This is a genomic window from Prevotella amnii CRIS 21A-A (genome assembly GCF_000177355.1).
Lineage (GTDB): Bacteria > Bacteroidota > Bacteroidia > Bacteroidales > Bacteroidaceae > Prevotella > Prevotella amnii.
On sequence record NZ_ADFQ01000044.1, the window covers coordinates 1 to 14,200 of the forward strand.

At 47.3% G+C, this 14,200-nt stretch carries 18 protein-coding genes; 2 read left to right on the plus strand and 16 right to left on the minus strand.

Translation table 11 applies throughout. The annotated features are described in order from the left end of the window. Positions 1 to 59: 59 nt before the first annotated feature. From HMPREF9018_RS03905 to HMPREF9018_RS10980, 16 genes are all read right to left on the minus strand, one after another. Positions 60 to 569, minus strand: coding sequence for a glycoside hydrolase family protein (locus tag HMPREF9018_RS03905; protein ID WP_008448455.1), 510 nt, complete (start codon positions 567 to 569; stop codon positions 60 to 62). Beyond that, the gene (locus HMPREF9018_RS03910) at positions 566 to 1,036 is read right to left on the minus strand and encodes a DUF3872 domain-containing protein (protein WP_008448482.1); all 471 of its coding nucleotides are present in this window, start codon (positions 1,034 to 1,036) and stop codon (positions 566 to 568) included. Before HMPREF9018_RS03910 ends, HMPREF9018_RS03905 begins: the two co-directional genes overlap by 4 nt. A gap of 12 nt (positions 1,037 to 1,048) precedes the next feature. Then, positions 1,049 to 1,627 (minus strand): conjugal transfer protein TraO, encoded by a 579-nt coding sequence (locus HMPREF9018_RS03915; RefSeq protein ID WP_008448447.1) that lies wholly within the window; start codon positions 1,625 to 1,627, stop codon positions 1,049 to 1,051. Continuing rightward, on the minus strand, positions 1,621 to 2,571 hold the full coding sequence (gene traN / locus HMPREF9018_RS03920; protein WP_008448477.1) for a conjugative transposon protein TraN: 951 nt from the start codon (positions 2,569 to 2,571) through the stop codon (positions 1,621 to 1,623). The genes HMPREF9018_RS03915 and traN overlap by 7 nt, the downstream gene beginning before the upstream one ends. A 44-nt stretch (positions 2,572 to 2,615) precedes the next feature. Further along, entirely contained in the window at positions 2,616 to 3,875 is a 1,260-nt protein-coding gene (gene traM / locus HMPREF9018_RS03925; protein ID WP_039864323.1) for a conjugative transposon protein TraM, read from the minus strand. Further along, on the minus strand, positions 3,865 to 4,158 hold the full coding sequence (locus tag HMPREF9018_RS11230; RefSeq protein ID WP_039864306.1) for a hypothetical protein: 294 nt from the start codon (positions 4,156 to 4,158) through the stop codon (positions 3,865 to 3,867). The genes traM and HMPREF9018_RS11230 overlap by 11 nt, the downstream gene beginning before the upstream one ends. Continuing rightward, positions 4,159 to 4,782, minus strand: coding sequence for a conjugative transposon protein TraK (traK, locus tag HMPREF9018_RS03935; RefSeq protein ID WP_008448470.1), 624 nt, complete (start codon positions 4,780 to 4,782; stop codon positions 4,159 to 4,161). Between the two features lie 17 nt (positions 4,783 to 4,799). Beyond that, a complete protein-coding gene (gene traJ, locus HMPREF9018_RS03940; RefSeq protein ID WP_008448442.1) occupies positions 4,800 to 5,837 on the minus strand; it encodes a conjugative transposon protein TraJ in 1,038 nt (345 codons plus the stop codon). 23 nt (positions 5,838 to 5,860) lie between these two features. Next, a complete protein-coding gene (locus tag HMPREF9018_RS03945; protein ID WP_004339676.1) occupies positions 5,861 to 6,493 on the minus strand; it encodes a DUF4141 domain-containing protein in 633 nt (210 codons plus the stop codon). A 30-nt stretch (positions 6,494 to 6,523) separates the two neighbouring features. After that, entirely contained in the window at positions 6,524 to 9,034 is a 2,511-nt protein-coding gene (locus tag HMPREF9018_RS03950; RefSeq protein WP_008448469.1) for a TraG family conjugative transposon ATPase, read from the minus strand. After that, a complete protein-coding gene (locus tag HMPREF9018_RS03955) occupies positions 9,034 to 9,366 on the minus strand; it encodes a DUF4133 domain-containing protein (RefSeq protein WP_036885181.1) in 333 nt (110 codons plus the stop codon). The genes HMPREF9018_RS03950 and HMPREF9018_RS03955 overlap by 1 nt, the downstream gene beginning before the upstream one ends. Before the next feature lie 3 nt (positions 9,367 to 9,369). Further along, on the minus strand, positions 9,370 to 9,672 hold the full coding sequence (locus tag HMPREF9018_RS03960) for a DUF4134 domain-containing protein (RefSeq protein WP_008448479.1): 303 nt from the start codon (positions 9,670 to 9,672) through the stop codon (positions 9,370 to 9,372). 151 nt (positions 9,673 to 9,823) lie between these two features. Continuing rightward, a complete protein-coding gene (locus HMPREF9018_RS03965) occupies positions 9,824 to 10,603 on the minus strand; it encodes a hypothetical protein (protein WP_039864315.1) in 780 nt (259 codons plus the stop codon). After that, a complete protein-coding gene (locus HMPREF9018_RS03970) occupies positions 10,600 to 11,127 on the minus strand; it encodes a DUF3408 domain-containing protein (protein ID WP_008448461.1) in 528 nt (175 codons plus the stop codon). The genes HMPREF9018_RS03965 and HMPREF9018_RS03970 overlap by 4 nt, the downstream gene beginning before the upstream one ends. Next, positions 11,114 to 11,917: a division plane positioning ATPase MipZ gene (locus HMPREF9018_RS03975; protein ID WP_008448474.1), complete on the minus strand. Its 804-nt coding sequence runs from the start codon at positions 11,915 to 11,917 to the stop codon at positions 11,114 to 11,116. The genes HMPREF9018_RS03970 and HMPREF9018_RS03975 overlap by 14 nt, the downstream gene beginning before the upstream one ends. A gap of 180 nt (positions 11,918 to 12,097) precedes the next feature. Then, positions 12,098 to 12,562 carry a hypothetical protein gene (locus HMPREF9018_RS10980; RefSeq protein ID WP_198506722.1) on the minus strand — a complete coding sequence of 155 codons (465 nt, stop codon included), beginning with the start codon at positions 12,560 to 12,562 and terminating at the stop codon, positions 12,098 to 12,100. On the opposite strand from HMPREF9018_RS10980, the gene HMPREF9018_RS03980 reads away from it, so the two are divergent. Both HMPREF9018_RS03980 and mobB read left to right on the plus strand, forming a co-directional pair. Beyond that, a complete protein-coding gene (locus tag HMPREF9018_RS03980; RefSeq protein WP_008448480.1) occupies positions 12,507 to 12,887 on the plus strand; it encodes a plasmid mobilization protein in 381 nt (126 codons plus the stop codon). The two genes, HMPREF9018_RS10980 and HMPREF9018_RS03980, sit on opposite strands and share 56 nt — an antisense overlap. Next, positions 12,884 to 14,164 carry a conjugal transfer protein MobB gene (mobB, locus tag HMPREF9018_RS03985; RefSeq protein WP_008448459.1) on the plus strand — a complete coding sequence of 427 codons (1,281 nt, stop codon included), beginning with the start codon at positions 12,884 to 12,886 and terminating at the stop codon, positions 14,162 to 14,164. The genes HMPREF9018_RS03980 and mobB overlap by 4 nt, the downstream gene beginning before the upstream one ends. Positions 14,165 to 14,200: the final 36 nt, after the last annotated feature.

The following is a 14,200-nucleotide window of genomic DNA, read 5'->3' on the forward strand; positions in this document are numbered from 1 at the left end:
TGTTTACTATAAATACCAAATAACTACCACTTTTTTTGTGTGAATAAATGCTTTTATCATTATTTTACCTTAAACAAGTAGTATTCTATTTGTCTGCGTTTTACCAATCCACGCAGCACCTTCCCCTTATATCTACAAAATGCCACATACTCCTTATAGAAATTCCGATTTCCTGCTTCTATCTTACGTAATAACTGACTTTTAGGGTATTTGCCATAACCCAATATTTGCCCAACACCAACATTATATGATAGCACGGCAAGTAACAATGCATCTTTGCCATAGTCCTTAAATACCATCAAACGTTTCATAAGGTCTAACCGAAGCAGCGAATCCGCTTGCCATTCTGACATATTGGAAGAAAAATGTTCACCCGGCAATAGCTGATGCCCATACCCAACGTATGGATAATCTTTCCTGCTGTGCATTCCCTCAAAATACTTGATACAGACCACCGCCCGCTCAAAGGGCGGAAGATCGGCAAGCCGTCTCCGCTTACTCTGAGCTGACAATGGCTGGAAACACATTAAAAGCAAACAAAATGATAGGATTGTCTTGGCGAAATTCATTGTCGTATAGGTACTTTTTCTATCACTTTTGGCGTGTCCTCATTCTTTTCATTGTTGAAATTAAATGACAGTTTAACGGTCTGCCCGAAGTTGTCCTCCACATACACATCAATGGTTTGTCGGTCTGTGGAAGCGGAGGTGTAATAGAGTCGAAACACCTCCTTGGTGAGCGGATAGCGGTCGTTGGGCTTGAAAACCGTCCCATTGTCCATTCTTAGCGTTCCTTTCCCGTCCGATTGGAAATATCTGATGGTGTAGCGAGTGTCGGCAAAGTCGCCTTCACGTTTGAGTGTACACCTGATTTCTGCCGTCTGTCCCTTGACGATGTCCTTCTGGACAGGCATCGTCTCGACAGTGAACGGATAACACTGCTGAACATCCAACTCCCTATCACAAGCAGATAAACAAAACACGGCAAGGGTTAGCACTCCCATTACCCATATACTATTAAAAATTTTCTTTTTCATTGTTCCCTACATTTATAGATTAAACCTGATTCCTGCCGATACAGCAGGGCGAAAATGATGAACATCCGTACCAAAGAGTATGCGTCCCTGTCCTTTGAGTAGCAACAGCACATTGTCCGATAAGAAACATTCTATGGATAGATGCACCGCTCCACCATAGACGAAGTGAGAGTCATCGAGTAGTTTTGCGCCATCAAGAAGTAGTTTCTTATCTTCGTTAAGTTCCTCATAGCCACCCAAAGCGGATATTCCAGCATAGGCAAATACATTTTTACCATTGTCAGAAACAATAGGCTGCATATAACCCAAATGCACGAAGGCATCTTTGAGTTTCACATCATAGCTGCGATACGGCATATTTTGTTGCTCATATTCTACCGTAAGAAATGAATAATTCTCACGCTTCAGATAGCGAGTGAGCGAAAAGCCCAGACCGAAGTTATCCTTGACAAAGAGTTTTTCGCCCTTGACGATTGGCTGACTGCCCATGACTTCTATTCCCTTTTGCTTCGGAATCAGTCTTTGCGCTTGTGCCGGCAGCATCGAAGCCACCGCACAAGCCAATAAAAAGAGATACTTCTTCATTACCATTTAAGTTTGAGGTTATCAATCTTCTGAGCCAAAAGTAAATCTTGTGGATCGACATAGAAGGTAAGCGTTCGTCCACCATTATGCTCATAAAGCGTCACTTCAAGCTGCTTATCTTCTGAAAGAGAGAACTGCTCCAAGGCGAACACCGAACTTTCTGTGTGCCTTCCCTTGATGTAGTTCACCTGATGATAGGCACGGAGTGGTTGCAGCACCTGTTCCTGAATGGCAGTGCGTTTCGCCACCTTCTTATCCACCACCTTGAACGTAATGAAGTCCACCGAGTACGGCATATTGGTCTCGTTCTCCATGCGGGTGTGGAAGTAGAGCAAGCCATTGTGCGCATACAGTCCACGCAGCAGGAACTTCATACCGAACTGGTGCGCCCCGATGTGCTTGATATAGCGTTTGTCATTCTGATAGATGGTCTGCATCATCAGTTTGACAAGCACGGGCGACTCGTTGCCGAGTTCCTTGAAGTAGATGTCCGCACTGTTGCTCGGCAAACGTCCCTCGACGGGCGACAGAAAGTCCTTCATCTCCACGCTCAGCTTCTCCGGCTCATCGGCATATTTCACGTTGAAAGCATAAAATGAGCCGTCCTCGCAAATCACGCTCATGTTGGTCTCCGTCTCAAAGTCCTTGACGGCAGCCTTTACACGCAGCACGTTCTCCGCATCCTCCGCCTTGCCGGCGATGATGTTCTGTGAACCCAAATCCACATAGCGGACAGCCGATGGAAAAATCAAATGCACCGTCTTTTCAAAAGTAACTTCCAAGCCGTAAGGCAGGACGATGCGTCCATTCGGAATTGCCTTGCTCATCCCTTGAAAGAGTTCTCCCGATGAGAGCGGACGGTCGGGCGTGAGCGTTGAAGTCGTTGTCTGTGCAGTGGCTGACGCTCCCATCGTGGCAAGCAGGACAGCCGAAAAAATCCATTTTTTCATTGTTGTTATTATTTTGTTATTGCTATTTTTATTGATTGATATGCTTATTTTGACTGAACCAAGAACATGCGGTAGCCGCCTTTAAGTGTTACCTTGACGGTGCGGAGTTTCTTTTGGAGCAGCTGGCTTGCGCCCTGCATCACCCCACGTGCCGCCTCCGAGATGATTTGGTCTTTGGCAGAGGAAGCAAAGGTGAAGGAAGTTCCCATCGATCCTCCAATGTTTGCTCCCACCTCTTTGAGAGCGTTGATGTCCTCCGAACCGGGAATGAATACCCCCTCCTGTCCGTCCGTATCGTATGCCGAGAGCTTCACGGCAATAATCCGTCCCTTCACTTCAATGCTCTTAACGAGCAGGTGCAGGCGGTTGCCCTCAATCTTAGCCCTCGCGATGAGTCGGCTTTGGCGAGGAATGTGCAAGCCCTGCACTTTGGCAGTTTCAAGCAGGCGCAACGCCACATTGTCGCCCTCCTTCAGTGTTGCCGTCCTGTCCACCACCACGCTAAGCGTGTTGCAGGGTACGGCAGAAACCGTACTCGTGAGCGAATGAAAGCCTAAATTGCGAGGTTTTGTGCCATATTCCTTGATAAAATCCTCGTCAGATTGCGGCTGGTTGAGCGAAGACACCACCTGCTTACGTTCTGCCAACACCTCCATTGCAGGGAGAGAACCCGTTGAAGACGCTTGTTTTGTTGCCGATGTTTCCAAAGTACCTTTTTCCTTTGCGGGTGTAAAAGCATTGGCAGCAGTGGTAGTCGAAGAAGACTGTGGCAGATACTTCGCCGCCATTTGGTAACTCTTTTCCATCAGGGCGAGCTGTCGCTTCTCCTCCGCATCCTCGTTCTCATTCTTTGATGCCAATTCCTTTTTGAGGTTGTCCAACTCCGAGCGCAGTGCCTCTCGCTCCTGCTCATTGGGGTCGGGCGCATAAAAAGAGTTCAACAGGCGGTTGTTCTCCTCATAGCGGTGCATCGAACTTTCAATCTTTGCCGTCGAAGCGGCTGCTTCCGCACGCTCGCTTTCCGAGGGGGCGGTATTACTATCAAAGTAATCCGAAAGCCTGCCCATCTCCTCGCGTGTCTGTTCGTCATGGCGGCTCTTGTCGCCCAATTCGTAGGCTTTGAGTTTGTTTCCCGTCAACTGTTCGGTGGTCGCCTGCGGTATGCTGTCGTTCAGTCCCTGCTGCGCCGCACTCTTGTCCTTGTCCGACGGGGCAAAGATGAACCACATCGAGAGGGCGAAAAGCAGTCCCAGCCCACCGAAGACCAGTCCTTTCTTGAGATATTCTTTCTGTTTATTGTCCAAATTCATTGTTGTAATCATGTTTTAAGTTGATAATATGCCGATGCAAACTGTCCGTCCTAACAGGACTATCTATCAGCTTGCCCATCTTTGGGATAGGCAGTTCCTCCTTGTCATGCGGCAGGAAAAACTGCGCTATCATTACGCACGAGCCGATGAAGTATATCGTACTAAGTCCATAGACAACTATCTTACGCTGTCTAATGCTCAGTCCATCACACCGGTGGCGAAGCCACAAGTGCGCACGGACATAATATTTCCCAAGTAATACTTTCGTTCTCATCATCTATCGTTTATAAGTTTGCACGTCCTGATTCTGTCGCACCATAAACTGTTCCATCAGGAAACCCTGCGGATTGTTGTCCGAGCGGACGGAGTTTTGCAGCGTACAAGTCGTAATCAGGTTACGCTCCGTGATGTTGCTCGGTCGCACGATGAACTGACGGGCGTAGGTCGTTACCTCGTAGGGATAGACCTCAAAGTTGCAGCAGATGGAGTCCACCTCAATGCGTTGATTGACATTGCCTGAAATGGCACGGTTGTAATAGCCCTTTTCCGCCAAGTCCTTGTAATAATTGAAAGCCGACTTATCGCATAGCAGGAAGGCACGCTCCATGTTCTTCTCGATGGCATCCTTATCGGGTGCGATGGTGAAGAACAGTTCATGGAAACGGCGGACGTGTTCCCTCGCTTCCACAGGTCGGTTCTTGCTTGCATCCTGACTCAGTGCGAGCATCAAGGACTTTCCTTGGTCAAGCACATAGATTTTCTCTCGCTGCTCTTTGGCAAAGCTGTAAGAGGCATAGACGGCGTATCCGCTGACCGCCACGCATACGATGGCAAAGACAAAGGCATAGAGCCTTATCTGACGGAATGAGGTCTCGATATTGGTGAGTGATTTGAATTCCATTGTTTTTTCGTTTTTTGTTATTTACCTTTGAGTAATGCACCCTTGATACGTCCGATGGCGTTGCCTGCAACGGCTCCTGCTCCACCTGCCAAATACTTGCCTCCGGTGTATGCGCCCTGCGCTCCACGCTGAGCCGTCTGATTGACGTTACGACCGTATGAGCCGATGCCGCCACCTGCTTCGATAATCCAGCCTGCCACCGTAGGCACACAGAAGTAGCCCACGATACCGATGAGGAAGAAGACGATGTGATACCAACTGCCCGCATCGGGGAGGAAATTCGGGTCGCTAAGGGTTTCAATATCTTTCTGCACCATCAGCACTTGTATCTTTGTCAGAAGGGCGGTCAAGATGCTGCTCACCGGTAGCCATAGATACACCGATATATAGCGAGAAAACCAAGCCGTCATCGACCCAGACAGTCCGTCCCATACGGCAATGCCGAAAACGACGGGGCCAAGAATGGAGAGTACAATCAGAATGAAAGTGCGCAGCGTGTCAATAATCAATCCCGCAGCGTGGAAGAGTATTTCCATAATATCGTGGACACATTTCAAAATCCATTGTTTCATTTGGTAGGCAGAGCGTTCCGCATACATCCCAGCAATGGTTATGGCATCCTCCGGACCGACGATGCCCATCTCTTCTATCTTTTGGTCAAAGGCTTCATTCGATACCAAAAATGCCGTTTCGGGGTTGCGCAGATAGGCTTCCTCCTGCAACTTATCCCTTTGTGCTATAAGTTTGGCAAGCGTCCCCTCCTGCTTGTCCACCATCATTTCCGTACCCTTGACGATTGGGGAGAGTACGCCATTCATTGTGCCAAGCACTATCGTAGGGAAAAACATAATGCAAAAACCAATCACAAAGGGACGTAGGAGCGGAAACACGTCGATTGCCTCGGCACGGGCAAGCGAAGCCCATACCCTCAGTGCAATATAGAAGAGCGCGCCCAAGCCCGCAATCCCCTTTGCCACACCTGTCATATCCGAACAAAGCGGCATCATCTCGTCATAGGTCGAGCGGAGCAAATCGTGTAAACTGGCAAAATCCATAAGTTTGTCCTTTCCTTACTTGATTACCAATAGCGGCTTGCCATATTACCGTAGAGAGATTTTACCTCGCTCAGTTCTCCCTTCTCTCTGGCACGCACGAAGCTCACCGATATGTTCTTACGGGTGTAGTAAGATACCAGCGAGCGATATTCACGCAGCGTGGTATAGATATGGTCTATCTGCTGCATACGCTCGTGGTCGTTCATGGAGAACACCCCCGATTTGGCAACGGACTTCAACTCCTTCAGACTCTCTCCGCTCAATTCCAATAACTTGGTATAGCCGGAAGCCATAGCAGCAAGTTCCGAAGGACGGAAGTTCTTGTCTGAGAGCATCTTCTTGTACGAGGTAACGTAAATCTCCGAGATGTCGCCCACCATCAGGATACATTCTTTTACTTTATAGGCATCACCGATTAAGTTCTTGATTTTACGCAAATCGTCGTAATACTTCTTCGTGTCGTTGTAGAGTTTCTCTACCTCTTTGAAGCCGTCCAAGGTGTTCTTCACCGTCTTCGAGGCGGTGGCGATTTCCTTGACGGAATTGGCGATGTTACCCGCAAAGTTGCCCGGGTCGGTTACTACCCATTGTGCGTGTGCCTGACCACCGCAGAATAAAGTCAAAGCGGTAAGTAGCATAAAAACTTGTTTTTTCATTGTTGTTGTCATATTTAAGTTGTTGAAAAATTACTTTCTTTTCTCCCGTTTTTCACTTGCCAACTGCCTGATAGCCGTTTCGATGTCCCCACCAAGCTGTGCTGCCCTGTTCATCACCTCCACCTTCTCGGTTTCCTCAGTGGTATAGGTCAGGTATTCCTCCATGCTCACTTCCGTAGCATAGACAGCACTCTGCATACCGCCCAAGCCTATCCACACTTCCTTGTAGAGTCGATTCGGGTCATTGTTTTGATTGATGGAAAGTATCTGACTCTTCTCCTTTTCGGAGAGTCCGAGCATGGCTTGTATGCCGTCAAACTTGGTCATGTACTTGCGCTGGTCAAGCAGGATTTTGCAGTCGGAGTTGTTGATGATACTCTCTTTGACAATGGGCGACTGAATGATGTCGTCCACCTCCTGTGTCACGACGATGGCTTCCCCGAAATACTTTCTGACCGTCTTATATAAATATTTTATATAGTCTGCCATATTAGCGGATGCAATCGCCTTCCATGCTTCCTCGATGAGAATCATCTTGCGGATGCCTTTTAATCGGCGCATCTTGTTAATGAAAGCTTCCATGATGATAATCGTTACGACAGGAAACAAATCCTTGTTGTCCTTCACTTGGTCGATTTCAAAGACGATGAAACGTTTCGAGAGCAGGTCGATGTTCTTGTCCGAGTTCAGCAGGAAGTCATACCTGCCACCTTTATAATACTGCTTGAGTGTCGTTAGGAGGTTATTGATATTGAAGTCAGAGAGCGTTACCTTAATGTCCCGATGCTCCATATCCTCCCGATACACATCACGAAGATACTCATAGAAGGTGTTGAAGCAGGGAACGATGGTGTGATCCGTCCTGATAAGTTCGATGTAGGTGTTGACGGCAGAACCAAGTTCGCCTGCTTCTGTCTTGGTAATATGTTCATCGGCACTCTTCCAAAGCGTAAGCAATAAGGTGCAGATACTTTCTCTTTTCTCCACGTCAAAGAAGTAATCATCGGTGAAGAAAGGATTAAAAGAGATAGGATGCTCATCGGTATAGGTGAAATAAACACCGTCCTCGCCCTTGGTCTTGCGGTGGATAAGCTCGCACAAGCCTTGATAGCTGTTACCCGTATCGACCAAAAGCACGTGCGCCCCTTGCTCGTAATACTGGCGTACCATGTGGTTGGTAAAGAAAGACTTGCCACTACCTGAAGGACCGAGAATGAACTTGTTGCGGTTGGTAATGATACCTTTCTTCATCGGCAGGTCGGAAATGTCCAAGTGGATTGGCTTGCCCGAAAGTCGGTCAGCCATTTTGATGCCGAAGGGAGAGAGCGAGTCCTTGTAGTTGGTCTCTGCCGTGAAGAAACAGAGAGCCGGCTCGATAAAGGTATAGAAACTCTCCTCACTTGGAAAGTCGGCGGCATTGCCGGGAATACCCGCCCAATAGAGGGTAGCCGTATCAACGGTGTTGTGGCGTGGCTTGCACTCCATCAGTGCCAACGCGCTGCCCACATCATTCTTGATGTTGCGAAGCTCCTCCTTGTCATCGCTCCATGCCAGCACATTGAAGTGGGCACGAATGGAGGTCAACCCCTGCGAGTGGGCTACGTTGAGATACTCCTGTATCCACTCTTCGTTAATCTGATTGCTTCTGCTGTATCTTGCAAGCGAGTGCATGTTGCGTGCCTGCTTCTCAAACCTTTGCAGGTTATCATCACTGTCCTCGATGAAGAGGTACTGATTATAGATATGGTTGCAGGGCAGCAACAAGCCAACGGGAGCGGCAAAGGACAGTCGGCAGTCGCTTCTGTCCGTTGATAGTCGCTCATAGCGTGTGTCTGTGGAAACACTTGTAGGCAGGTCGTCCGTGTCTGACAGCGTATGTAGGCAAAGGCGATTATCCCCTATACGCACAAGGTCTGCTCCTAATCGTATGTCTTCCAAAGAAGCGTGTCCTTCTTCAGAAAGGGAGAAGTAGCGGTCTAAGAGTCCGCCCTTCTCGGCTGTCCCCACCAAATCCTCCTCCTTCATACGGGTGAGCCGGATTTGCTCCGTGTCGTTGATGATACGCTCGAACTGGTCCACCGCTTCCATAAACTTGACCACTTCCTCCTTGTCGGTAATCTCCTTGGGGAGCAAGTGCCCACGGCAGAGCGAGGAAAAATTGCTCTGTCGCTGCATACGCTGCTTGTTGGTCTTGGTTAGAAAGAGATAGACTGAGTGGTGCAGGAAAGGACGCTCGTTAAAATGTCGGTTAGATGCACGTGAGAGGAAACTAAGTCCGCTTTCTGCCATCTTTGGTTGGTAACGTTCCTTGATAAACCAGTCCTGCTTATGCACGATGGTATAGTTGGGAAGCACCTTGATTGCCTTGTGCCATGCCGAGTGCATCGCCTCGTATTCGGCGGAGGTAACGGTGAAGAGTTCGGGCAGCTCCACACGGAAAGCTACCGTGATGTCGGCATCCTTGCTCACCATACAACCCTGCTCGATGGAGAGTAGCGGGAACTTCGCTTCCAAGGTCGTGATTTTACTGTTGTTTCTCATTATGCCTTGCGTTTTGGTTTGAGGTTACGGATAAGGTGAAAGACGGTACGGCGGTTCAAGAGGTAGCGCGGGTGCATCTTAATGGATCCCTGCTTCATCAGTCCGTATCTGCCGTACTTGCGGTTCATGGCGAACGTTTGCCACACAACGAGTGTTGCACCCACTAAGCCAAGACCGAGGCAGACTATCTGGTCGATGCCACAGAGATAGAGCACCACCACGAGAAAGAAGACCGCCAACAGTCCTCCCGCAAATAGGAAGAGATATTGCGCCTTCAAACCCTTGAACTCTACCGTCCGACCTACACCTTTATTGATTTCCCACTGTGCCATCGTTTACAGGAAGAAGGAACGTAAGATGGTGGCAGCCACAATCAGGAAGATACACGCACCGAACCAAGAAGCGGCTGTCTTGCTCGTATCGGGGTCGCCACTTGAGAACTTGTTGTATACTTTTATTCCTCCGATAAGACCCACTACGGCACCGATGGCATAGATGAGTTTCGTACCCGGGTCGAAGTAGGAGGTTACCATTTTTGTGGCTTCGTTGATACCTGCCATACCGTTTCCCTGTGCGTACGCTGCTGCGGTGGTCAGTGCCGTCAGGAGCAGCATCATTGTGATTTTTTTGTTGTTCATTTTGCTGTTTATTTTAAGTTGTTAAACGAATTGTCTTCTTGTGGAGGTGTCAGGGGTGGCTCGGTTTTATCGTATGATAGATATTGGCTGATTATTTTACTTTTGAGCAACCCCTGCATTCCTCCGAAATATGAAAATCAAGAAACCATTTTTACAGATAATAGGACAGCGGTCTATCGTCAGCATCGCCCACTGCTGTGTCAGATATGCCAGAAACAGGAGGTGTTGGGTCTTGTGATGAAGGCATTGCTGGTTGAGCACTCTGATCTTCCTTTTCTTCCGCCTTACGGATTTTCTCCAATAGCGAGGCTTGTTCACCCAGCATCTTGGCGATGTTTTCTTTGTACTTATCCAATAGGTCAGAGTCTTGAAGCTGCCGAACTGTCTCTTTGACTTCTTCCTCATCAGCCTCCTCACTGTTCTTTGCCCACTTTTGCAGGCGGACTAAGTCACGTGCGAGGACGGACTGCCCTGACATCTCGGTTTCGTCCGATGTGGACTCAATGGGCAGAATTAATTCCTCACGGGCGACCTCATTCTCATCAACTCGCTCCATCTCGAAATCAACGTCCATCTCGTTGTCCCCTTCCTTCATGTCCTCTTTCTTTTCGGAGTTCTGAGGTGCAAAATTATTACTATTCTGCTCTGAATTTTCAGATGAAGAAGCAGAGGGAACTTGTGGGATAATAGGGGAAATGGAACGGCTTTTGCCAATCAGTACAAACTCGGCTTGATCTTCTTTTCCTTCTCCTTTTTGTCCGTCTTTTTCCTTCGTCGCTTCATTCTCCTTAGTCTGCTCATTGCCCTTTTTATTTTTCTTGATAAGGATGCCATACGGAGATACATACCGCATATAGAAGTACAGGATACCCAGCATTATCCAAATGATGATGAGTATCAGTATAAAACTGAAAAGTATTGTTTCCATCATAGTGTTATAGTTGTCTTGCGTCTTTGCTTTGCTGCCGCACTGTTGAGCAATTCCAAATGTTCACGCAGGTGTTCCCTAAGAATGTTGTCTATATATGCGGCTATGGAAACACGCTCCCCCAAGTCCTGCAACACGTTGCGCAGGTTCTGCAGCGTTTCCAGATTAATGGAGAAGGCTGTCCGCATTTGGGAGCGGACGGGATGAAAGTACAGGGAACGGTAGTCCTCTATGGAAAGGGAGGACACGCCGGGCTTTTCCATTCTCGGCTTCCTTTCCCGTTTCTGTTCCATGTTCATCGTTTCCTCTCTTTCTATTTCATCTACCGGTTTTTCTTTTGCTGTTTTCGTTTCTTTCGTCTCTTCTAATTTATTGTCTTCCTCCCCTGATGTTGCTGGGGAGGACTCAGTATCCTCGGAAGGGTCGAAGGAGTTTGGTATCGTGACAGGTTTCACCACGACATTGTCCTCTGCCATTTTCTTCAGCTTGTTTTCCAGCTGTTGCTTTCTTTCCTCAATCGTTGCCATTTTCTGTTTTCGTTTTTAGTTTGAGACGTTGAATTATCTCATTGACGAGTTCGTCCAGCCCCGTACCCGTTCGTAATCCCCTTGCAGGAGGCTGATAGGTAGAGCGGAACACTCCGCGCAGTCCGTATGTGGAAAGTTCGTGAGAGAAGCGGTGCGTGGCATATACATAGCCGGGCAGGAGCGTGAGTTCGTATTCATGGATGAGCTTTGTATATTCATCGATGATGATGTTCCTTACTCTTCTGTCCACCTTGTTCCAGAACAGGATAATGTCCTTTATCCGAGAGTCGGACATCGAAACTCCAATCTCCGTGATAGTCTTGGCGTATGCCAGACATGAAACCAGCGACTGAATATCGGCTTCAATCGGAGAAAGGATATAGTCCATCTGAAGGGACAGTTCCATCAGTTCGGTTGTTCCAGCATGTCCCGGGAAATCAAATATAACCAACTGGTACTTCTCGTTGCTGATACCGTCGATTTTACTTCGTGCAGTCCTGACGGCTTCCTTGGGTGCAGACTTGTAAATTCTGTATGCTTTTTTGCCAAGGTGATGAAAGTACTCCTGCATGGATTTGGAAAGCTCTTCGCCCTCCTGAACGATACTTTTCTCACGTTCCCTCAGTTTGTAGAAAGAGTCTTGCGACAGGTCGCAGTCCATCACGAAGAGGTTGATGCCTTGCTCGTAGTACAATATGCTGCTTACGATTTCGGCAAGAGTACTTTTTCCCACTCCTCCCTTTTGGGAAGAGAAGCCCAGAAAAAGGGGGCGTTGTTCTTTGTTCTCCATAATGATAATTTCTTAGTTCATATTATTTGTCTATTTGATGTTTGGATATTCTCTCATTATTAAGAGTTATCAGCAGACAGTTTGCTCTGACTGCGTATGGTTCGGGCGATAGTCCAAAAGGACGATTTCAAGTTCTTACAATTTGTTGTATTGACAATAGTTTGTCATGACAATAAATTGTTATGAATATGTATTGTTCCTTCTTGTCATCTTTGGTGCAAGCAGGCGGTAATATGATATATCTTTTGCTTGTGTTATCATACCATTGTTCGCTCGTTCTGACTGCAAAATAAATGATATTTCTGCTGATTTTATTACAGCGATGAAGTGCAGGGAAATGCAAGGGAAAAGAGTGAATATCATTGATAATGAGATATTTGAAAATCCGCCGTAACTTTGCAGGCGAGAATAATACATGGAGGTAATATCCCGAAGCAGACACCCCACAAGGGTGGATACTTCAAACGTATCAGTTCTTGATATTGGCAAGGTGTGTCTTTGTCCGACAAACTCCGTTTCTGCCGACAAAGACCCTTGCCCCGAAGGGGGGAGAATTACTCCAAAGTCGTAATTACAAAAAGGAAAGACAGTGAATGATAAGATTGAACGATGGGACAGATGGGACACCCGTCTTCCCAACCCCAAAGACCAGCAGCGAGCGATTGATTTGTTTCAGCGTTCAGGGGCGCAGACCAAGTCGGATTTTGTGCGTGGTCGTATTCTCGGAGAGAATTTCAAGGTGATTACGGTGGATAAATCCGCCGTGGAATACTACCGTAAACTCTCCGAACTGACGGCACAAATCCATAAAATTGGTGTGCTCTATAACCAAACCGTGCGTGCCATAAACAGCTATCATAGCGTGAAGACTGCACAGATCCTGCTTGAGAAGTTGGAGAAATTGTCGGCTCAAATCATTGCCTTGCAGGAGCAGGCTATCAGTCTTACCATAGATTACCGCAGGAAATGATAGTGAAGATTTCTGCAACGGAAAACCTTGGAGGGGCAATCGGCTACAACTTCAAAAAGGTTGAAAAAGGAGAAGCAAGCATTCTCCTTGCCACTGAATTGTATCAGGACAAAGAGGGAACTTATACGATGGAGGACGTGCTTGCTGATATGGAGGCATTGATACCCAAGAACTGCCGTACCAAGAAAATGGTATTTCATTGCTCGCTCAATCCGCACCCGGACGAGAAACTATCCGATGAGCAACTCACACAGATAGCCAAGGAGTATATGGAAGAACTTGGCTATGGCAAGCAACCCTATATCGTGTTCAAACATAATGATATTGCACGTGAGCATATTCACATCGTTTCGCTTCGAGTGGATAGCAAAGGCAGAAAAATCAATGACAAGTATGAGGGCAGACGAAGCAAAAAGATTACTGATGCTTTGGAAAAGAAATATAACCTCATTCCAAGTTCAAAGGTCAGTGAGAAGCCGACAACAGAAACGCCAAAAGTCGATGTTATGCAAGGGAATATCAAGGAACAGGTGGCAAACACTGTTCGTTCTGCTATGAAGCATTATTCATTCTGCTCCTTGGGTGAGCTAAACGCCATACTCTCCCGATATAATCTCGCCGTAGAAGAGGTAAAGACCGAGTATAGGGGTAAACAGTATGATGGACTGGTTTATGTACCTACCGATGACAAAGGAAATAAGGTGAGCACGCCCATTCACGCCTCGGACATTGGACGTGGTGTGGGCTATACAGCCGTGCAGAACAGGATGCAAAGATCAAAGCAAGCCATCAAGCCGCTGATACCAACCATAAGGAACAAGGTGTTACAAGCTATGCGCACCTCTCCACAAACAGAGAAAGAGCTGCGGAGCAGATTGGAAGAACAAGTCTTGCGTGTGGTAATCCGAAAAAACGAAAGTAGACGTATCTATGGCATTACCTTTATTGACGATAATGAGGGAATTGCGCTCAACGGTTCCCGATTGGGTAAAGGATATTCTGCCAATGTATTTAATGCGTATTTATCCAATCCAACACACAATCCATTCTTGGATGAAGCGTTGTATGGCAGTCCTTCAGAACGCTTGGAGCAGACAACTACAAATGAATCTTTGCACCTAAATACAGAGGAATGCGACAACCTTGTTGATGAACTCATCGAGGATATGGTGGATGGTTCTTTCACATCTACAGGCAATGATGATTGGAAAGAAGCGGCATGGCAGCGTAAACTCCGCAGACAAAGTAAGGTAAATCTTAGGCGAAGAAAACATTAAACAAACGAGCATTTCTATCTCCCCTCCTTAGGAGGG